Below are 19,147 nucleotides of genomic sequence, written 5' to 3'. Positions count from 1 at the left end.
GCCCGGCAACTGGCTCTGACGCTTTGGCTTCGCGGCCCAGCGATGCCGAGCCGCGTTTCCGGTGCCACCGGTCACGATGATCTATCGGTGGGCCGACGAGCCGCTACGCCTGGATGAGGCCGAGTTGCCGCAGTTGTGAGTAGAGGTCGACGACTCCCCAGATGTCGGTGATCTGGCCGTCGGCGATGCGGGCGATGAAGATCTCGTGGTACGTGACGGATTTGCCGGTCGGGGGCGTGCCCCGGTATTCACCGGAGTTGGTCCCGGTGACCGTCTGCCGAGCGACGATCTTGTCATCCTCGGCGATCAGGTCCTCGAGCGTTACGTGAATGTCGGGAAACGCGCGCAGGAGAATCGCCCATATGCGCTTTTGCGCCTGCACCGCGGTCACGTCAGTCCGCTCCGCCGTGTGAAACCGCCCGTCCGGGTGAATGAACTCGTCGACCGCCTTCGAGATGACCTCCAGATCGCCGCTGTTGATGGCCTCGTGGAAGCGGTGGTACGTCTCCTTGTTGCGTGCTTCCTGAGCTGTTGGCATGTCGTCTTCTCCTTAGATCGAGGTGATGCGGTCATGGACGCGTGGCGGTGTAACCGGCGCCTCGGTAGTTACCGACTAGATAGCCCCGCGGATTGTGATGTCGGCGCCGGCCGCCGTACGCAACCTCCACAAGGGGGTCAGCCCACGTAAGCCGAAACACACATGGGGATGATCTTGCGTCGGGGGAGAGGATCCGCGGTGGGCCGACAGGAGTTCGTCGGCCGGGTCCGCGATGGTGCCATGGTGGAGCAGCTGGACCAGGGCGTTCACGGCGACGGAGACGCAGGTCGGGCTGACCTTCGGCTGTGGGTCGAACAGCGATCAGGTCGCCCGCACCCATGCATGTGATCGCGGCTTACACCTCAGCTATTCAGTGTTGCTAGATACTGGTAGTCAGTGTTACTTTGTACCGGTAGTCAGCAGCACCAAGTAGCTGAGAGGGGAGGTGCTCCATGGGCAAGCTCGTGACCGAGATGCTCAAGGGAACGCTGGAGGGCATCGTCCTTTCGATCCTGTCCGGCCGGTCCGCGTACGGCTACGAGATCACGGCGTGGCTGCGGGATCAGGGCTTCTCCGACATCGCCGAGGGCACCATCTACGCCCTGCTGGTCAGAATCGAGCAGCGCGGCCTGGTCGACGTGGAGAAGGTCCCGTCCGAGAAGGGGCCGCCGCGCAAGGTGTACTCCCTCAACGCCCAGGGACGGGAGTACCTCGAAGAGTTCTGGCGGACCTGGAGCTTTCTGGCCGAACGGCTCGAACAGCTCCGCGACGGAGGTAAATAGACATGGCCACAGAGCCGAACGAGCCGAAGAGCCGCTACCTGCAGTACCTGGAGATCGTCACCGGGTCGCTGGAGGAGAAGAAGCGCTGGCGGCGGTACAAGGCTCGCGTCAAGCAGCTTCCCGAGAACTACCGCACGGCGGTCGAAGCGCTGGAGCGGTACCTGATGCACTTCGGACCGGCGGACGGCGCCGGCGCGATGACGATGTACGAGGACCTCGCCGAGCTGTTCGAACAGTGCGAGGCCGACGGAACCCCGATCCGCGCCCTCTTCGGGGAAGACCCCGTGGAGTTCGTCGAGACGTTCGTGGCCAACTACCCCCTCGGCCAGTACAGGGCCCGGGAGCGGAACCGCTTCACCAGCGCCATCGCGCGCGCCGCCGGCGAAGACATCAGACGACAAGACAGGAGGGACCGATGACGACGCAGCAAGCCCCGGCCATCCAGGTGCACGGACTGGAGAAGTCGTACAAGGATCTGCACGTGCTACGCGGCGTGGACTTCGACGTGGCGCGGGGCGGCGTCTTCGCTCTGCTCGGCTCCAACGGGGCGGGCAAGACCACGGTCGTGAAAATCCTGTCCACGCTCCTCAAGGCCGATGCCGGAAGCGCCCGCGTGCACGGCTTCGACGTCGCCACACAGGCCGCGGACGTACGGGAGTCCATCAGCCTTACCGGTCAGTTCGCCGCCGTCGACGAGATCCTCAGCGGGCGGGAGAACCTCGTCCTGGTCGCCCGGCTGCGGCACCTCAAGAACTCCGGCCAGATCGCCGATGACCTGCTCGCGCGCTTCTCGCTCACCGACGCGGGCGCTCGGAAGGTGGCGACGTACTCGGGTGGCATGCGCCGCCGCCTGGACATCGCGATGAGCCTCATCGGCAACCCGCCGGTCATCTTCCTCGATGAGCCGACGACCGGTCTCGACCCCCAGGCACGCATCGAGGTCTGGCAGGCCGTCAAGGAACTCGCCGCTCAGGGCACGACGGTGCTGCTCACCACGCAGTACCTGGACGAGGCCGAACAACTCGCCGACCGGATCGCGATCCTCCACCAGGGCCGGATCATCGTCAACGGCACCCTGGCCGAGCTCAAGCAACTGCTCCCGCCCGCCAAGGTCGAATACGTCGAAAAGCAGCCGACCCTCGAGGACGTCTTCCTCGCGATCGTCGGCGCCGACGGCAAGCACCACCACGCCGCTACGAACGCGTAAGGAATAACGATGAGCAAGCATTTCTTCGGCGACACCTCCGTCCTGCTGGGACGGTCCCTGCGCCACATCGCGCGCAGCCCGGACACGATCATTACGACTGCGGTCATGCCGATCGCCATGATGCTGATGTTCGTCTATGTGTTCGGCGGCGCGATCAACACAGGGTCAGTGTCGTACGTGAACTATCAGCTACCCGGCATCCTGCTCATCACGGTCGCCTCGGGCATCGCCTACACCGCATACCGGCTGTTCATGGACATGAAGGGCGGCATTTTCGAGCGCTTCCAGTCCATGCCGACCGCGCGGTCGTCGGTGCTGTGGGCGCACGTGTTGACCTCGCTGGTGGCCAATGTGATCTCGCTCGTGGTCGTGGTGCTCGTCGCCCTGCTCATGGGCTTCCGCTCGGGGGCGGGAGCGGGCGCGTGGCTCGCGGTCGCCGGCATTCTGACCCTGTTCACCCTGGCCTTGACCTGGATCGCCGTCATCCCCGGCCTGTCCGCCAAGACCATGGAAGGCGCGAGCGCGTTCTCCTACCCGCTCATCTTCCTGCCCTTCCTCAGCTCGGCGTTCGTCCCAACCGAGACCATGCCCGGCCCGCTGCGCGTCTTCGCCGAGAACCAGCCCGTGACCTCCATCGTCAACGCCATCCGCGCCCTGTTCGCCGAGCAGCGGGTCGGCAACGACATCTGGATCGCCCTGGCCTGGTGCGTCGGCATCCTCATCGTCGCCTACGCCTTCGCCATGAACACCTACCGCCGCAAGATCTCCTAGCCCCACACAACACGTCCGCTGCCGAATCGCCGCGACCTGTCCGCGACCTCTGGACCACGGTCGACAGGCGATCGACGATTGACCCCGAGCCTGAGCCCGGTAAGCCCGCCCTCAACTCGCGGCACCCGTCGGCCGTATCCACGCCACGGCTATCCACGGTGACCACGCGGCCAGGCGGCCGGCCACCTCAGCCTTTGATGAAGCGGCGGGTCATGTAGCGGCGGACCGGGGGCAGGGAGGCCAGCCGCAGGGGTAGCAAGCTCAGCCACAGCAGGAGCGAGTTGGTGGGGGCGTAGACGCCTTTGACGCGGCGGCCGAGTTTCTGCTTGCGCTCGACTTCGGGTCGGATGGCGGCCTCCCACGCGGCCAGCGCGGCGGGGATGTCGCCGGGGTGGGCCGCCAGTTCGATGCCGAGGCGGTCGGCGCCGCCGACGGCCAGGGAAGAGCCGTACCCGGCGAACAGGGTGACGCACCAGGCGGCGTCGCCGAGCAGGACTACCCGGCCTTTGCTCCAGGATGGTGCGACGACCTGGCTGATGGTGTCGAAGTAGACCGACTCGGCCCGCTGAAGTCCGGTCAGGGCTTCGGGGATGATCCAGCCGAGGTCGCCATAGACGCGCTTCAGTTCGGTGGTCACGTCCTCGCCTGGGCGGGCGTGGCTTGCGCGGTAGCCGAAGAAGGCGACGTTGCGGCCGTCGGGGATGCTGATGATCGCGGCGGTGCGGCCGCCGGATGACAGGGTGCCGGTGGCGCCGGTGGCGATGGTGGTGGGGCGCTTGTCGAGCATGTAGACGGCGACCTTGTGCTCCAGGTCGAGCAGGAAGTCCTCTTCTGGGCCGAACAGCAGGGCGCGGGTGGCCGAGTGCAGGCCGTCGGCGCCGATCAGCAGATCGCCCTCCTGCGTGGTGCCGTCGGTCAAGGTCACGCGTACGGTGTGCTCGTCCTGGTCGACGGCGGTGAGGGTGGCGCCGAAGCGGATTTCGGTGTGGTCGCGGACCTCCTCGTACAGGACGGCTTCGAGGTCGCCGCGCAGGATGGTGATCGAGCGGGGGCCGGTAGTGGCGGTGATGGTGGCGCGGTCGAGGGAGAAGCGGCGTTCGCCGTTCGGCTTGTGGTAGACGAGTTCGTCGGTGATGAAGCTCTTCTTGAGCAGGTCGGGCAGGATGCCCATGCGTTCGGCGGCGTCGTAGCCGATGCCGCCGAAGGTGACGGCGTAGCCGCCGCCGCGGCGGGCGGGGGCACGTTCGACGATGAGGATGTCCCAGCCGATCTGGTGCAGGCGCAGGGCAGTGGCCAGGCCGGCGATGCCGGCCCCGATGATGATGGCGCGCATGAAAGGTGTGCTTCCTTAGTGTGCGAGGTGGTCGAGGAGCCGCTGTTCGGCGGTGGCATCGAGCCAGGTGTCTGGAGAAGGAGCGTCCGCGCGGGGTGCCGGGTCGCCTTCGGCCTGCAGCCAGGCCCAGGTGTCGGCGAGGGTGGCGCGCAGCGGGCGCGCGGTGAGGCCTTCGGCCAGGGCGGCGCTGACGTCGGCGTCGTGCATGCCGCTCGGCGCGCTGCCGTCGGGCAGCCGAAGCCCGAACTCCATGCCGAGCGGCAGGCCGTGCCGCAGGAGCAGCGCCGGCTGGGCCCACACCAGTTCGGTGTCGAAACCGGTGACGTCCAGCGCCGTGGTGAGCAGCTCGCCGAGGGTGATCGCGCCAGGCGGGCCGGTCACGGTGAAGGCGCCGCTCAGGCCGCGTTCGGCGGCCTGGAGCAGCCAGATGGCCAGGTCCCGGACGTCGATGTATTGCAGGGGGGTCTGGGCAGGGGCGGGCGCCAGGACCCTGCCGCCCTTCTCCAGGCGACGCAGCCACCACGGGATGCGGCCGACGTCCTCGTACGGGCCGAGGATCATCCCGGCTCTGGCCAGCAGCGCCGCCTCGGGGAAGGACTCCAGGACGGCGAGTTCGCCGCCGCGCTTGGCCGCGGCGTAGTCGGCATCGTCGGTGCTGGCGGGGTTGCCGTCGACCAGGGGCGCCCGCTCATCGGCGCCCGCGGCCCAGGGCCAGCGGTGCACGCCGCGGCTGGAGACGTAGCCGTAGTGCCCGGCCCTGCCGGCCAGCAGGCGGGCGGTGTCGCGCACCACGCGGGGTGCCCAGGCCCAGGTGTCGATGACCGCGTCCCACTCCTGGCCGCCCAGCGCCCGCCGGACAGCCTCAGGGTCGGTGCGGTCGGCGAGTAGCGCCCGCACGCCGGGCGCGGGGTCTCGGCTGAGGCCGCGGTTGAGCGTGGTCACCTCGTCACCGCGCTCCAGTGCGGTCTCCACAACGGCGCGGCCCACGTGGTGAGTGCCGCCGAGAACAAGCAGTTTCATGACGCTCCTGAAGCGAGGGGCAGCCAGAGGGCTGACAGGTGCTGGTGGTCGTGGAAGATCTCATGCTCGGACGCGCGCGGGCCCGTCCCGGTCGCGAGCGGCTCGCCGGTGCCGGGGTTACGGCCGAAGCGGGGGCGCGCGTCGCTGGAGACCTGCAGCCGGATGCGGTGGCCGCGCCTGAACCGGTGGGCCATCGGCCACAGGGCGACCTCGACCCTCCCGGGAAACCGGCCGTGCAGCGCGGCGGACGGCGGTGACCGTCCGGGTAGTAGTGCGTGGCCAGCAGCCGCAAACCGTCGGCGGCCGGGATCTCCACGTCCCGCCGCACGCGCACCCGGTGGCGCAGAGCGGGCCGCACGCCGTGCAAACAGCTGAGCAGGGCCATAGCCGGTCGACTCCCTATAGATGTGGAACTGGATGTCACATCGCCGACCAGGCTTCCCGGCACACCATCGAACCTCCTGCGAAAGGCCGATGCGGGCAATATACCGAATTTTCAGAAATTTCTGAAGCCTTGGTGTGTTCGATATGCTGCTTCCGCAAGGAGGCACACGTGAACGACAGGCATGAGCAGTGGCAGGCGGCCGAACGGCTGGCCCTGACCCTGATCGAAGGCGGGCTGCAACGCATGTCCGCGCGCACCCTGGCGGTCTTCCTGTTCACCGACCAGGAGAGCGTCACCGCCGGCGAGATCGCCGACCGGTTGGAGGCCAGCGCAGGCTCGGTCTCCGGTGCGATCAAATCCCTGCTGACGGTCGGCCTGATCGAACGCCTGCCCGCGCCGGGTAGCCGTCGCGAGCACTACCGGCTCCGCGACGACGCCTGGGCCACCCTGTTCACCAGCCAGAACACCGTCATTCAGGCCATGCTCCAGGCTGCGGCCGCCGGGATCGCCGCCACCGAAAGCGGCGATCCCGCCCATCAGCGCCTGGCCCAGATGCGCGCCTTCTATGAATTCCTGCTTGGCGAGCTCCCCGCTCTGCTGCACCGCTGGCACCAGCAGAGCACCTGACCCAGCCCGCAGGCCGCCGCATGGCTCGAAACATGGTCCAAGCCGCGTCGGGGGTGCGAGATCACAGCTTCATCACCCGCCGTTCAACGCTTGTACCAAGATCATCGCAATGTGGGTTTCGGGCTTATGCGGGCTGACCCCTACAAGCTCCGCCCATGGACGACAGGCTGACGATCACCCGCGCCTCTCCGGCGGTTCGCCGGTGATCCAGTTCCAGCTGGTGATGGTGGTGCGCATCAGGCGGGCGGCGGTCGACAGGTGGCTGTCAGCACTCCAGTAGAGCGTCACCACGCGACGGCAGTCGGGGCTGTCGACGGTGATCGCGACGAGGGGGGCACGGACGGAGGTATGCCGGGCGAAGGAAGGGACGAGGCCGATGCCGAGCCCCGCGCCGATCAGCTCGGCGATGGCGCCGAGTTCATCGACCTCGCAGACGATCTTCGGTGTGAGGCCTCTGGCGGCGAAGAGCCGGTCGAGGAGCCGGCGCTGCCAGTGCCCCTTGCGGGCGGTGACGAAAGACTGGTCGGCGAGTTCCTCGATGCTCACTGAGGTACGGCCCGCCAGCGGATGATCGAGTGGCGCGGCCACCCACACCGCCTCGTCGAGCAGCTGAACCGCCTCCAAGCCCTCGGCGTGGATCGGCTGCGAGGCGACACACAGATCGACCTCTTGGGCCCGCAGGTGGCGGGCCATGTCCTCGGCCGCCGCCCAGTGAAGTTCGACCTCGATGGAGGGATGGGCTCGCTTGTAGGCCGTCAGCGGCCCAGTGAGGGTGAGGAAGGTCTCCGACGCCAGTCGTACCGTGCCCACACCCTCGCTGGTGGACTCGGCGACGGCTCGCCGGCCCGCGTCGAGCTCACCGAGAGAGCGTTCGACGTAACCGAGGAAGAGCTTGCCCGTGTCGTTCAGCCGGAGCCGGCCGCTGCGATCGAACAGCGGTGTGCCGAGTTCGCTCTCCAAGCGGGCGATGGTACGGCTAAGCGAAGGCTGGGCGATGCGCAGCTCGTCGGCGGCGCGGCTGAGGTGTTCCAGCCGCGCCACCACCAGGAACTGCCTGAGCGTGTTCAGCTCCATCATGCCTCCCAAAGCATAACAGCATAGCAATATTGATCTTAGACAAGATAGCCCATGAGGCATAGCTTCGATGTCGTTCGCGTATGCAAGAGCAAGCGTGCAGAGGGATAACGTGAGGAGGGATATCGCATGCTCACCATGGCCGCGCATCGGACGACACCGACGGGGTGGACACTGCGGGCCGTCGTCAGCGCGCATGTGGTGGCGATCGTCGGCCAGCCGGTGTTCGCCGGGGCGTATCTGACCGGCGACTTCGACAGCCTGCGCTGGCACGCGGTCGGCGCCGACGTGGTCACCTCCATCGGCTACCTGCAGGTGATCGTGGCGATCGTGGCCTGGATTCGGCTGCGTCAGGCCTGGCCGTTCCTGGCCACGGTGGCGGTGGTGGCGGCCGAGACCGTGCAGTACTTCGCCGGGCTGGACGGCGCGCTGTGGTTGCACATCCCGTTGGGTGTGATGACCGTCGCCGCGCTCGTCGTGCTGTTCATCGCCGTCTGGCGCCGGCCCTTGGCGCGGCGGGAGGTCCACCATGCGTGAGGATCTGACCCGGCGGCGGGTTCTGGGCATCGGCGGGGCGCTCGGGCTGATGGCGGCCACCGGGCTGTCGGCCTCGGCCGCGCTGGCCCGCCGGCCGTCGATCACCGGTGCAGAGTTGCGCAGTGCCGTACCGCTACCGCCGCCGTTCCACGTGCCACTGCCGATTCCCGCCGTACTCGCGCCGGTCAGCACCTCGGGCGGAGCCGACCGTTACGAGATCACCCAGCGCGCGGCTAGTGCGGAGATCCTGCCCGGTGTCAGGACAGCGCTATGGACGTACGGGGGCACCTTCCCCGGGCCGACGATCGAGTCGCGCCGCGGCCGGCCGATCACCGTGACGCACCACAACGAGCTGCCCGTGCCGACCGTCGTACACCTGCACGGCGGACGGACCCCGGCGGCCTCCGACGGGTACCCGACTGACCTCGTCCTGCCCGAGGGCTGGCCGGCGGCCACCACGCACATGGGGCACGGCTCCGCGCATGTCATGCACGATCCGCGGGCGGCGGTGACCCAGCTGACGCGCGACTACACCTTCCCGCTGGACCAGCGGCCCGCGCTGCTGTGGTACCACGACCATCGGATGGACTTCACCGCCCCCGCGATCTGGCGCGGCCTGGCCGGGCTGCAGATCGTTCGCGATGACGCCGAGGACGCCCTCGGCCTGCCCTCGGGGCGGCGCGAACTGCCCCTCATGATCGCCGACCGGGCGTTCGCCGGAGACGGCAGCCTCGCCTACCCCGCGCTCGACCCCACCCTGCGGGAGCGGCCGGGTGTGCTGGATGCGTATATCGCCGGTGTCCTCGGCGACGTGATCCTGGTCAACGGCGCCCCCTGGCCCGTGCACGAGGCCGACGCGGCCCGTTACCGGCTGCGCATCCTCAACGCCTCCAACGCCCGCCACTACGAACTCGAAGCGGTCGGCGACGACGGGCGCCCGCTCGACCTCGTCCAGATCGGCGCCGACCAGGGCCTGCTCGCCGCCCCGGTCACCCACCGGCTCCTGCCGATCGCGCCCGCCGAACGCTACGACGTGATCATCGACTTCACCGGACTTCCGGTCGGCAGCCGGGTGAAAATCGTCAACCGGCTGGGCTCCGGGCGTACTCGCGACGTGATGGCCTTCCGCATCGCCCGCAAGGCCACCGACGACAGCCGCATCCCAGCCACCCTTTCCACGGACCTACCGGGCTGGCGCCGCTCGGAGGCCGTCAGGACGCGCGAGTTCTCCTTCCGCACGGGGCGAATGCGCGGTGACCACGGATGGCTGATCGGCGGGCTGCCGTTCGACCCCGCACGCTCCGATGTCACCGTCGGTCTCGGCGATGTCGAGGTGTGGCGGCTGGTCGCCGATGTCCATCACCCCGTCCACCTGCACCTGGTCGGCTTCCGGGTGCTCTCGCGCAGCGGCCGGCCGCCGTTGCCGTACGACGCGGGTCTCAAAGACACCGTCTCACTCCGGCCGGGTGAATCGGTGGAGATCATCACCCGCTTCGACGGCTACCGCGGCCGTTACCTCTTTCACTGCCACAACGCCGAACACGAGGACATGGGCATGATGGCCAACCTCGAGGTCATCTGACTTTCCCGCCCCCGAGCAGCGCCAGGGGTCTTATCGCTTGGCTGACGGCTGCTGCGCGCCCGCCATCGCCTCGCGTGAGGAAGACCTCGCCGGGAAATCCCCATGCTCCTGCAACTTTGTCATCAGCATTCAGCAATGCGGGCTAATGCTCCAGATACGGGCACTTACCGTTGAGACGTGACTGGGCCTGAAGGTGCGGTACCGATGTCGACGCAGGGCGGAGCGGAGTAAACCGTGCCCGGTCGCGCTGGCAGCGGGTACGCGTCCGAGTTCGACGAGGTGCTGACCCAGGCCGCTCGCAGCACCGGAGCACACATCGGCGCGATCTACCTCCTGGCCGACGAGGGGCACCTCCTGCTGATGGACACGGAGATCGGGCTACCGGCCCAAATCGTCAAGCCTTGGACCAGGGTCAGGGTTAACGCCGGCGTTCCGGTGGCCGCTGCCGTCCGCCAGCGCCGGCTGATATGGGTACAGAGTCATCAGGAGATGGCCGGCCGCTTTCCTGGGACGGCGCTCGCTTTGCCGTACCCGTTCGCGGCCGCTGCCGCTCCTCTTCAAACCGGATCCCGCGTATGGGGCTCGTGGGTGCTGCTATGGCCGGCATCGCACCCGTACGAGCTCGCCCCCCATGAGCTGGTCGCCATCAGCCTCGCCTGCCACAAGTTGAGCGCCCTGCTGCAGCAGGCAGCCGACAGCGGGCAGCCGCTGCGAGCCGCAGGTGAGCCGCGCGTCCTGACCCTGGCACAGACTCAGGTGCCGGATCCGCAGCATGCCTTTGCCGCGTCTGGCTACCTCAACCGGCTCCGCGAAGGCTGCGTCGCACTGGACCTGGAAGGCCTCATCACTTTTGTCAGCGTCACGGCAGCCGACCTTCTCGGCGCCAACGTGGCCGACTTGCAGGGAAAGCCGCTGTGGGAAGCGGCGGCATGGCTGAGGGACCCGGTATTCGAAGATCGCTGCCGAGCCGCGGTTGTCGGCCAGCAGATCACGTCATGCAGAGCCCGGCACCCTGATGGCCGCGTCTTGCAATTCCAGCTGTATCCGGATCCGTCCGGCATCAGCCTGCGAATCACGCCTGTTGTGATGGACCAACCAACACAGCAACACACCCACGAGTCTGCCTCCGGCTTCGGTGGGCTGCCGCGAGCGGACGCCTTCTACAACTTTCTTCACATGGCGGCGGCTCTGACCCGGGCGGTCAACGTGCGGGAGGTCGTCGATCTGGCCGCCGACCACGTCATGCCCGTGTTCAAGGCTCGTGCCATGGCGATCCTGGGAGTCGAGGGCGGCAGGATGAGGATCATCGGTTCTCACGGCTACGACCCCGAAGTTCTGGCTCCTTTCGATGGTCTGCCTCTGACCTCGCCCACTCCCGCCGAGCACGTCCTGCGAACCGGTGAGCCCGCGTTCTTCGCCAACTGGAGCGAACTACACCAGATGTATCCGGCAGCCGTGCACTATGACCAGATGGCAGCCTGGGCGTTCCTGCCGCTGAAGGTTTCTGACGACATTGTCGGCACCTGCGTGCTCGCCTTCGATCAGCCCCACCCGTTCACCGCCCAGGAGCGTGCCACCCTTACCACGCTGGCCGGGTTGCTGGCCCAAGCCCTTGACCGCGCCCGTCTTTATGACACCAAGGAACGCCTCGCCCATAGCCTTCAGACCACTCTGCTCCCTCACCGCCTGCCCGAGATTCCAGGCTTGGAGGTGGTCGCCCGCTATATGCCCGCCACCCGCGGTGTAGGCATCGGCGGCGACTTCTACGACCTGATCCGTTTGAACGCCACCTCGGCCGCAGCGGTCATCGGGGATGTCCAAGGGCACAACATGACAGCCGCCGCGCTCATGGGACAAGTGCGTACCGCCATCCACGCCCATGCGGTGGCCGGGGCCAGCCCTGGCGACGTGCTCAAGCACACCAACCGCCTTCTCATCGACCTGGACACCGATCTTTTCACCAGTTGCCTGCTCATCCACCTTGACCTGCAACTACGCACCCTCTGCGCGGCCAATGCGGGACACCCTCCGCCACTGCTGCGCCCGCCGAACATGCCCGCCGAGATCATCGAGGTCCCGGCCGGTCTTCTCCTCGGCATCGACCCCGATGCTCAATACCCCACCCTCCAGGCCCCGTTCCCACCCGGCGCCGTCCTCGCCCTCTACACCGACGGCCTCGTCGAAACCCCCGGCACCGACCTGGACCACGCCATCGCCAACCTCGCCGGCCACTTGACCCACGCCTCCTACGAACACCTCCAGCAGCTCAGCCGCACGCTTCTCGACCACGCCCCGCACACCAGCCAACGCGCCGACGACATCGCGCTACTTCTTTTGCAACACCGAGCGAATCCAGGATGACCACTGCCGCCTCGCGCTCAGATCGGCTGGGTATTGCGCCCATCCAGCCTCTCCGTGGCCGGACCCGAAGGGGAGTACCGTTCCTAATCAGTGAGCAGGGGTGAGTCTTGGACCCATCCCTGATCGCTGCGCGCATCCCGAACGGTTGTGGATGCACTGGTCGCCCGCGTACGTGGTGTTGTCCCTGTCCGGGCGCGTGCATCGTGTGCACGGTCCGTGACGGGGCGGCGGGTTTCCTCACGCCCAAGAGTCTCCGGTCGGGCCTGGACGGTCCGATGCCCGTAACGATCGCTCTGGTCGTTACGGGGCGGTGCCGTCCGTCGCCGGATCGGGTGCCCTTGGGCGCGTCGGCCGATGGCGATGCTCGCAGCATCGTGTCGGCTGGTCTTTCGGGTGGGGGCGTGCATGGGCTTTTGCAAGTGCTGCGCTCCCCACATGCTGGTGTACGCCGGATCGACGGCGATGATCGCGATACCGGTGGCGTCGGCCATCGAGGTGAGGCGGGCGCGGAGCTTGCCTGTGGGCATGCCAGAGATGAGCTGCCGCAAGCGGCGCTTACGGCCGTGCTTTTCTCGTGTCTTGGAGTCGGCGAAGTCCAGGTCCTCGACCGTGATGGCGGCAACGCCGCAGGTCTTTGCCCAGTTCAGTAGCCGCGACAGGGCGTGCCGCACTTGGGCGTCACGGTGATCGGCGGTGCCGGACAGGTCGTAGAAGAACCGGCGGGGCTGCCCGACCGGATTGCCGTGCGGGTCGAGCCGCCAGGCGGCGAGATGGTCGGCATTGGTGTCCACGCCGATCACGCCCTGGGCGAGTGCGGTCTGCATCGAGACGGTGGCGACGATGGGGAAGGTCCAGGAGGCGTCCACATACCAGCGCTGCCGGGCCACGTCGTAGTGGATGCGGTAGGCCACGGCCCGGTTGGCTTGCACACGGTCGGCCGACTCGGTGCCCCGGTGCGGGAACGACACCTTCGCGGCCAGCGTGTACCGGCCGTGCTTGGCGTTGGCCAGGTCGGCGAGCGGCGCGGGCAGCTTGATGCTGACCTCACCTTCGGGCGTGATCCGGATCGTCTCGTTGCCGAACCGCTTGCCGGACTCCCCGTCAGCCGACAGCAACCAGCGCGCTGCCTGCCACTTCTGGCGCCACTCGGGCTCGGTGAGCCGGGCGGCATCCAGGTTGTGCCGGGTGTTGAGCAGCTTGCGCCCGCCCCGCGCCACGTGCACGATACCGGCCTCACGATCCGCCCGAACCTCGGCGAGACGACCCTCAAGCAGGTGCAGACGACGTCTTTTGTGGAACCACTCGCCCTTGGACCGGTAACCACCGGGGGCCCGCTTGGAGCCCTTCTCGCCGATGGGCAACGACAGACGGTGCGCGACAGTCTTGACGCCGGCCTCCAACGACTGCAGATGCGCGGCCTGCCCGCGCCGGGCGAGCGCCCACTGATCGTGTGTCGCTTTCGTGATGCTCCCGGCCCAGCGCGACGACGACACGGCGGTCAGGTCCCGCTTGCGTCCCGCCCACGTGGTGGTGGAGTGCTCCAGCCCGTCAGCGCAGCGCGCTTTGAGGTCCTTCGACGCCAGCGACCCGAGGTGCGCGCCGACCAGACGCAGTACCTCCTCATCCTGCGGGGTCAGGTTCTTGAGGCGGTCGCGTATCGACACACCGGACGGGCCGAGGGCGACGAACGGCGGGGCGATGGTGCGCAGTTGCTTGTTGCTTGTCTCAGCCACTGGCCGCCGCCGCTTCCAGGGCGGCCTTGGCCCGCCTCTTCGCGGAGCGGCGGCCGTACAGGCGGGCGCAGAACGCGGTCAGGACCTCCACCATGTCGCGCACCAGGTCGTCCTCGACCTCGCCGTCATCCAGCACGACCAGGCGACGGCCCGTGGCCGACAGGGCGGCTTCGATCAGTTCCACGTTCATCCGCCCGAGCCGGTCCTTGTGCTCCACGACCACCGTGGTCACGTCCGGATCGGCCAGCAGTCGCTTCGCCTTCGCACGGCCGCCGTTCATCCCGGATCCGGTCTCGGACTCGATCCGCACCACCCGGTGACCGCCCTGCGCGGCCCACTGGGCCAGCCGGGAGACCTGCCGCTCAAGATCCGACTTCTGATCATGCGACGACACACGGGCATACAAACCCACACCACCCGTCACCGACGGTGAGGAAGAGTTTGCCTCGATGTTCACCAAGATCGTGCGCTGCACCCGCTCGGCGGGCACCGGCAGCGTGCCCTCACGGAACCAGCGATAGGCGGTATACGGGTGCACACCGTTCGCTACCGCCCATTCCTTGAGGTTCATTCAGTGATCACAACACCCACTCAGAGGCTGCAATGCACACTTGAGTTGACTCAACTCGAAGCAGATACCCACCCCCTCTTGAGGAAACAGCAAACGGTGAGCGATCCGGATCGGACGCTGATCCGTGTTGCGCACCTGCCACCGGCCTCCGCTGTAAGTCAACGCCGCCCGCTCGCCGCGTCCGGTACTCCAAAGGCGTTGCGGGCTTGATCGATGACGCACCAGACGCTCCTGACCGACACCGGCGTGAACGAACATCACCCATCGCCATCAGCCCTGGGACGTCCCTGCCCCCACGCGCCCCATCAGCGGTGGACGAAGTCTTCGGGTCTTTACTCGGCGGAGCCTTCGGCGTTGCCGGGCGCGGCGGCGGTGACCTCGTTCACCCGGTACAGCTCGACGGCTTTGCCGGGTGCGGAGGCGTCAAGTTCTCCACGCTCGGCCAGTTGGGTGAGCACTCGCAGCACGATGGAGGGTGCGTCGATGTGGAAGTGGCGGCGCAGCGCCCCGCGGGTATCGGAGTGTCCGAAGCCGTCGGTGCCCAGGGAGGACCAGGGGGCGGGAACGAACGGTGCGATCTGGTCGGGCACCGCCCGCATCCAGTCGGACACGGCCGTGACCGGGCCCGGTTCGGTGGCCAGGCGGCTGGTGACGTACGGGATTCTGCGCGGCCGGCCTGGGTGGGCGAGGTTCCAGGCGTCGGCGGCGAGGGCTTCGCGGCGCAGTTCGGTCCATGAGGTCACTGACCAGACGTCGGCGCCGACGCCCCAGTCGTCGCGCAGCAGGCGTTGGGCCTGCAAGGCCCATTGCACGGCGATGCCGGAGGCCAGGATCTGCGCTCGCGGCCCGTCGGTCTTCTCAGCTGGGCGGTAACGGTGCATTCCGGCGAGGATGCCGTCGATGTCGACGTCGGCCGGCTGCGCTGGCTGGGTGATGGGTTCGTTGTAGAGGGTGAGGTAGTAGAAGACGTTCTGGTCCTCACCGTCGCGGGGTTCGCCGTACATCCGGCGCAGGCCGTCGCGGACGATGTGGCCGAGTTCGAAGGCGAAGGCGGCGTCGTAGGCGAGGCAGGCGGGGTTGGTGGAGGCCAGTAGCAGCGAGTGGCCGTCCTCGTGTTGCAGGCCCTCGCCGTTCAGGGTGGTCCGGCCGGCGGTGGCGCCGAGCAGGAAGCCACGGGTCATCTGGTCAGCGGCCGCCCACAGACCGTCGCCGGTGCGCTGGAAGCCGAACATGGAGTAGAAGATGTAGATCGGGATCATCGCCTCGCCGTGGGTGGCGTAGGAGGTGCCGGCCGCTGTCCATGACGCCGTCGAGCCGGCTTCGGTGATGCCCTCGTGCAGGAGGACACCCTTGGTGTCCTCCTGGTAGCTGAGCATTAGTTCCCGGTCCACGGCGAGGTAGGTGTGCCCGTGCGGGGAGTAGATCTTCGCGGTCGGGAAGAGCGCGTCCATGCCGAAGGTGCGGGCTTCGTCTGGGATGATCGGCACGAACCGGTGGCCGATGCCGGGGTCTTTCATCAGGTCCTTGAGCAGCCGGACGAACGCCATCGTGGTGGCGACTTCCTGCCGGCCCGAGCCGCGGCCGGCGACCGCGTACGCCGCGGCGTCCGGCAGGGTCAGCAGAGGCCGGCGGGGCACGGTACGGTCGGGCAGATAGCCGCCCAGCGCACGGCGCCGCTCTCGCAGATACTCCAGTTCCGGCGCGTTCTCGCGCGGCCGGTGGTAGGGCGGCAGTTTCTCGTCCAGGGCCGAGTCGGGGATGTCGAGGTAGAGCCTGTCGCGAAATGACCTGAGGTCGTCGAGGGTGAGCTTCTTCATCTGGTGGGTGGCGTTGCGGCCCTCGAAGTGCGAGCCGAGGGTCCAGCCCTTGATGGTCTTGGCCAGGATCACGGTCGGCTGGCCGGTGTGCTCCACTGCCGCCTTGTAGGCCGCGTACAGCTTGCGGTAGTCGTGCCCGCCGCGCTTGAGTCCCCAGATCTCCTCATCGGACAGGTGCGCGACCATGGCGGCCGTGCGCGGGTCGCGGCCGAAGAAGTGCTCCCGGACGAACGCCCCGGACTCGGCCTTGTAGGTCTGGTAGTCCCCGTCTGGCGTGCGGTTCATCAGGGTGACCAGCGCACCGTCGGTGTCGGCGGCCAGCAGGGGGTCCCACTCGCGGCCCCAGATCACCTTGATGACGTTCCAGCCGGCGCCGCGGAAGAAGGCCTCCAGCTCCTGGATGATCTTTCCGTTGCCGCGGACCGGGCCGTCCAGGCGCTGCAGGTTGCAGTTGATGACGAAGGTGAGGTTGTCGAGTTCCTCGCGGGCGGCCACGCCGATCGCGCCGAGCGCCTCGACCTCGTCCATTTCCCCGTCGCCGAGGAACGCCCACACCCGCTGTCGGCTGGTGTCCTTGATCCCGCGGTGGTGCAGGTAGCGGTTGAACCTGGCTTGGTAGATCGCGTTGATGGCGCCCAGGCCCATCGATACGGTGGGGAACTCCCAGAAGTCCGGCATGAGCCGGGGATGGGGGTAGGACGGCAGCCCGCCGCCTGGGTAGGAGAGTTCCTGACGGAATCCGTCGAGCTGGTCTGCGGACAGCCGGCCCTCCAGGAAAGCGCGTGCGTACATGCCCGGCGAGGCGTGGCCCTGGAAGTAGATCTGGTCGCCGCCGCCCTCGGCGGCGTGGCCGCGGAAGAAGTGGTTGAACCCCACCTCATACAGCGACGCGGCCGAGGCGTAGGTGGAGATGTGCCCGCCTACCCCGACCCCGGGCCGCTGCGCCCGGTGCACCATGATCGCGGCGTTCCACCGGATGTAGGCGCGGATGCGCCGTTCGATCTGCTCGTCTCCGGGAAACGGCGGCTCCAACTGCGGCGCGATGGTGTTGATGTAGTCGGTGCTGTGCAGGCTGGGGACGCCGACCTGCCGCTGCCGGGCGCGCTGCAGCATGCTGAGCATCAGGTACCGGGCCCGATTCGATCCGGCGTGGTCCACTACCGCGTCGAAGGACTCCAACCATTCCTGCGTTTCGGCGGGGTCCAGGTCGAGAAGCTGGCTGGGCAGCCCGTCGCTGATCAGCGGTGGGCGCTGCATTTCTGAGGTCATGACGTCGGCCCTTTCTCTGAAAGCGTTGACCTTGCGACGTTCACCGGCACTGATGCGCACCACACCGGCCCGGACGGGGGCCGCACTGCTCCGCTCGTGCTGCGAGCCGGCAAAGCGCAGCCGGACCGGCGCTTCCCCACGAGCGTGCGGCGCCGGAAGGGCGCCGGGCGGTCTTTGACGCGGCCCGGCATGCCCGGCCGCGATGCCGTGGTCTGCTGCGGGTGCGGGCGGCGCACCGGCCTGGCCGGTGACCTGTCGGCGTCGCCTGGCAGGCGATCATGGCAGGAGCCGATCAGCGAGCAGGATGCCAAGGGCGGGCAGGAGCACGATCTTGGCGCATTCAGCGGCGATGTAGGCCAGGTGGTGGTGCGATCGCGGTGGGCTCTGCCCCTGGATGAGGTGTCGTACTCGGCGGTCCAGACGGGGCCGCAGAACCGCCACCTGGATGACCAGCAGCGTCCAGATGGCGATCAGCACCGTCGTCACGATGCCACCGAGATTGACCTTGCCGGCGTTGCTCGCGAGCAGCGTAAGGGTGAGTGTGACGGCCAGGGCGAGTTCCGCGACGTTGAGGGCCCGGAAGACCAACCGGCCGATGCCGAGCCCGAGCGGTACGGTGATGCCGGGCGCGCGGAACTTCAGAGGAGTCTCCAGGAACGAGATCGCCAGCACCATGCCAAGCCAGAGGAACGGGACGGCGATCTGCGTCACGGCGGCCAGATGGGTGTTCACGGCTGACTCCCGACGTCGTGCGGCGGTAGGGCCTGCTGGCCGTGGACCGGCCCGGCCGCAGGGGCGATCTGTGCCAGGCACAGGTGAGGCTGGACGAAGGGCTGCAGACTGACGACCGTGGGTGGGGCATCGACGTCGGCCAGGGCCCGGCGGAGCATGCCCAGGTGGATCGAGCAGACCACCTCCGGGTGCGTCGCGGCGATGGCGCGAAACGGGCAGGCATGCAGGCGAATCTGCATGCTGTCCCCATCGTGGCCGAGTTCGGGGTCGAAGCCGAGCTCGGCGAACACGGCGTTCACATGGACCGCCGCCTCGCTCAGCGTCGCTGTAGCGGCTGCCGGCTCGGGAAGGAGTTCGCGTTGTCCGCTCCAGGCCCAGCCGGCCTGTTCGGCCCGTTGCGCGCGTTCGTCGCGGTCCCCCGCCCAGTGCGCGGCAAGGAGCGCGGACAGCAGCTCGTAGCCGGTGTGCCCGCCGGGTGCGACGGCGTGGTTGGCCGGGCTGTAGAGCCGTCGCGGTCGTCCTCGCGCACCGGACTGGCCGGCCTGGCTTCGCACCAGCCCCGCGTCGGTCAGGACGTCGAGGTGGAAGCGGACGGTGGTGACGTGCAGGTCGCACGCCGCGGCCAGCTCACGCACGTCCAACGGACCCTCGCTGGCCCGCAACACGTCCAGCAGCCGCAGCCGGCTGGCGACGGCTAGTGCCCCGTGCGTCTGGGTTCGTTCGATCGCTCGGTTGTTGTCCACCCCTCCACCATATTAAAAATGATGCTGATAGTCTAAAAAATGGCTCGCTGAGGAGGAAGCCGATA

At 68.0% G+C, this 19,147-nt stretch carries 18 protein-coding genes; 8 read left to right on the top strand and 10 right to left on the bottom strand.

The genetic code is table 11. From position 1 onward, the window contains the following. Positions 1-103: 103 nt before the first annotated feature. Positions 104-538 carry an ester cyclase gene (locus AB0H88_RS48075; protein ID WP_357656334.1) on the bottom strand — a complete coding sequence of 145 codons (435 nt, stop codon included), beginning with the start codon at positions 536-538 and terminating at the stop codon, positions 104-106. Positions 539-990: 452 nt separating this feature from the next. Between AB0H88_RS48075 and AB0H88_RS48070 the strand changes: the two genes are divergently transcribed. Genes AB0H88_RS48070 through AB0H88_RS48055 form a run of 4 tightly spaced genes read left to right on the top strand, consistent with a single transcriptional unit; the run spans position 991 to position 3,298 of the window. Next, the gene (locus tag AB0H88_RS48070) at positions 991-1,320 is read left to right on the top strand and encodes a PadR family transcriptional regulator (RefSeq protein WP_357656332.1); all 330 of its coding nucleotides are present in this window, start codon (positions 991-993) and stop codon (positions 1,318-1,320) included. 2 nt (positions 1,321-1,322) lie between these two features. Then, positions 1,323-1,739 (top strand): DUF1048 domain-containing protein, encoded by a 417-nt coding sequence (locus AB0H88_RS48065; RefSeq protein ID WP_357656331.1) that lies wholly within the window; start codon positions 1,323-1,325, stop codon positions 1,737-1,739. Then, entirely contained in the window at positions 1,736-2,527 is a 792-nt protein-coding gene (locus AB0H88_RS48060; RefSeq protein WP_357656329.1) for an ATP-binding cassette domain-containing protein, read from the top strand. The genes AB0H88_RS48065 and AB0H88_RS48060 overlap by 4 nt, the downstream gene beginning before the upstream one ends. 9 nt (positions 2,528-2,536) lie before the next feature. Next, entirely contained in the window at positions 2,537-3,298 is a 762-nt protein-coding gene (locus AB0H88_RS48055) for an ABC transporter permease (protein WP_357656328.1), read from the top strand. 187 nt (positions 3,299-3,485) lie between these two features. On the opposite strand, the gene AB0H88_RS48050 is transcribed toward AB0H88_RS48055, so the two are convergent. Genes AB0H88_RS48050 through AB0H88_RS48040 form a run of 3 tightly spaced genes read right to left on the bottom strand, consistent with a single transcriptional unit; the run spans position 3,486 to position 6,202 of the window. Next, positions 3,486-4,631 carry an FAD-dependent monooxygenase gene (locus tag AB0H88_RS48050; protein ID WP_357656327.1) on the bottom strand — a complete coding sequence of 382 codons (1,146 nt, stop codon included), beginning with the start codon at positions 4,629-4,631 and terminating at the stop codon, positions 3,486-3,488. A 15-nt stretch (positions 4,632-4,646) separates the two neighbouring features. Beyond that, positions 4,647-5,651, bottom strand: coding sequence for an NAD-dependent epimerase/dehydratase family protein (locus AB0H88_RS48045; RefSeq protein WP_357656326.1), 1,005 nt, complete (start codon positions 5,649-5,651; stop codon positions 4,647-4,649). Next, entirely contained in the window at positions 5,648-6,202 is a 555-nt protein-coding gene (locus tag AB0H88_RS48040) for a CocE/NonD family hydrolase C-terminal non-catalytic domain-containing protein (protein WP_357656325.1), read from the bottom strand. Before AB0H88_RS48040 ends, AB0H88_RS48045 begins: the two co-directional genes overlap by 4 nt. Before the next feature lie 2 nt (positions 6,203-6,204). Between AB0H88_RS48040 and AB0H88_RS48035 the strand changes: the two genes are divergently transcribed. After that, the gene (locus tag AB0H88_RS48035) at positions 6,205-6,663 is read left to right on the top strand and encodes a helix-turn-helix domain-containing protein (RefSeq protein WP_357656323.1); all 459 of its coding nucleotides are present in this window, start codon (positions 6,205-6,207) and stop codon (positions 6,661-6,663) included. A 174-nt stretch (positions 6,664-6,837) separates the two neighbouring features. Here the strand turns inward: AB0H88_RS48035 and AB0H88_RS48030 are convergent, their stop codons facing one another. Then, on the bottom strand, positions 6,838-7,740 hold the full coding sequence (locus AB0H88_RS48030; protein ID WP_357656321.1) for a LysR substrate-binding domain-containing protein: 903 nt from the start codon (positions 7,738-7,740) through the stop codon (positions 6,838-6,840). A gap of 126 nt (positions 7,741-7,866) precedes the next feature. On the opposite strand from AB0H88_RS48030, the gene AB0H88_RS48025 reads away from it, so the two are divergent. The 3 genes from AB0H88_RS48025 (at position 7,867) to AB0H88_RS48015 (ending at position 12,217) form a co-directional block, all read left to right on the top strand. Further along, entirely contained in the window at positions 7,867-8,274 is a 408-nt protein-coding gene (locus AB0H88_RS48025; protein ID WP_357656320.1) for a hypothetical protein, read from the top strand. Continuing rightward, positions 8,267-9,856, top strand: coding sequence for a multicopper oxidase domain-containing protein (locus tag AB0H88_RS48020; RefSeq protein WP_357656318.1), 1,590 nt, complete (start codon positions 8,267-8,269; stop codon positions 9,854-9,856). The genes AB0H88_RS48025 and AB0H88_RS48020 overlap by 8 nt, the downstream gene beginning before the upstream one ends. 234 nt (positions 9,857-10,090) lie before the next feature. Then, positions 10,091-12,217: a SpoIIE family protein phosphatase gene (locus AB0H88_RS48015; RefSeq protein WP_357656316.1), complete on the top strand. Its 2,127-nt coding sequence runs from the start codon at positions 10,091-10,093 to the stop codon at positions 12,215-12,217. An 83-nt stretch (positions 12,218-12,300) separates the two neighbouring features. On the opposite strand, the gene AB0H88_RS48010 is transcribed toward AB0H88_RS48015, so the two are convergent. The 5 genes from AB0H88_RS48010 to AB0H88_RS47990 form a co-directional block, all read right to left on the bottom strand. Beyond that, the gene (locus tag AB0H88_RS48010; RefSeq protein ID WP_357656314.1) at positions 12,301-13,950 is read right to left on the bottom strand and encodes an IS200/IS605 family accessory protein TnpB-related protein; all 1,650 of its coding nucleotides are present in this window, start codon (positions 13,948-13,950) and stop codon (positions 12,301-12,303) included. Further along, entirely contained in the window at positions 13,943-14,521 is a 579-nt protein-coding gene (locus tag AB0H88_RS48005; RefSeq protein ID WP_357656313.1) for an IS607 family transposase, read from the bottom strand. The genes AB0H88_RS48010 and AB0H88_RS48005 overlap by 8 nt, the downstream gene beginning before the upstream one ends. A gap of 332 nt (positions 14,522-14,853) precedes the next feature. Next, on the bottom strand, positions 14,854-17,607 hold the full coding sequence (gene aceE / locus AB0H88_RS48000) for a pyruvate dehydrogenase (acetyl-transferring), homodimeric type (protein ID WP_357656311.1): 2,754 nt from the start codon (positions 17,605-17,607) through the stop codon (positions 14,854-14,856). Between the two features lie 276 nt (positions 17,608-17,883). Then, complete coding sequence (locus AB0H88_RS47995; RefSeq protein ID WP_357656309.1) at positions 17,884-18,339, bottom strand: hypothetical protein; 456 nt, start codon at positions 18,337-18,339, stop codon at positions 17,884-17,886. Beyond that, positions 18,336-19,082: a helix-turn-helix domain-containing protein gene (locus AB0H88_RS47990; protein ID WP_357656307.1), complete on the bottom strand. Its 747-nt coding sequence runs from the start codon at positions 19,080-19,082 to the stop codon at positions 18,336-18,338. Before AB0H88_RS47990 ends, AB0H88_RS47995 begins: the two co-directional genes overlap by 4 nt. Positions 19,083-19,147: the final 65 nt, after the last annotated feature.

The sequence above is a fragment of the Nonomuraea sp. NPDC050680 genome (genome assembly GCF_040654555.1).
Taxonomy (GTDB): Bacteria; Actinomycetota; Actinomycetes; order Streptosporangiales; family Streptosporangiaceae; genus Nonomuraea.
This window is presented reverse-complemented; position numbering and strand designations above follow the sequence as displayed.

Coding starts and splice junctions, on each gene's coding strand:
- AB0H88_RS48075 (WP_357656334.1), bottom strand. CDS start 538: ATGCCAACAGCTCAGGAAGCACGCAACAAGGAGACGTACCACCGCTTC.
- AB0H88_RS48070 (WP_357656332.1), top strand. CDS start 991: ATGGGCAAGCTCGTGACCGAGATGCTCAAGGGAACGCTGGAGGGCATC.
- AB0H88_RS48065 (WP_357656331.1), top strand. CDS start 1,323: ATGGCCACAGAGCCGAACGAGCCGAAGAGCCGCTACCTGCAGTACCTG.
- AB0H88_RS48060 (WP_357656329.1), top strand. CDS start 1,736: ATGACGACGCAGCAAGCCCCGGCCATCCAGGTGCACGGACTGGAGAAG.
- AB0H88_RS48055 (WP_357656328.1), top strand. CDS start 2,537: ATGAGCAAGCATTTCTTCGGCGACACCTCCGTCCTGCTGGGACGGTCC.
- AB0H88_RS48050 (WP_357656327.1), bottom strand. CDS start 4,631: ATGCGCGCCATCATCATCGGGGCCGGCATCGCCGGCCTGGCCACTGCC.
- AB0H88_RS48045 (WP_357656326.1), bottom strand. CDS start 5,651: ATGAAACTGCTTGTTCTCGGCGGCACTCACCACGTGGGCCGCGCCGTT.
- AB0H88_RS48030 (WP_357656321.1), bottom strand. CDS start 7,740: ATGATGGAGCTGAACACGCTCAGGCAGTTCCTGGTGGTGGCGCGGCTG.
- AB0H88_RS48025 (WP_357656320.1), top strand. CDS start 7,867: ATGCTCACCATGGCCGCGCATCGGACGACACCGACGGGGTGGACACTG.
- AB0H88_RS48020 (WP_357656318.1), top strand. CDS start 8,267: ATGCGTGAGGATCTGACCCGGCGGCGGGTTCTGGGCATCGGCGGGGCG.
- AB0H88_RS48005 (WP_357656313.1), bottom strand. CDS start 14,521: ATGAACCTCAAGGAATGGGCGGTAGCGAACGGTGTGCACCCGTATACC.
- aceE (WP_357656311.1), bottom strand. CDS start 17,607: ATGACCTCAGAAATGCAGCGCCCACCGCTGATCAGCGACGGGCTGCCC.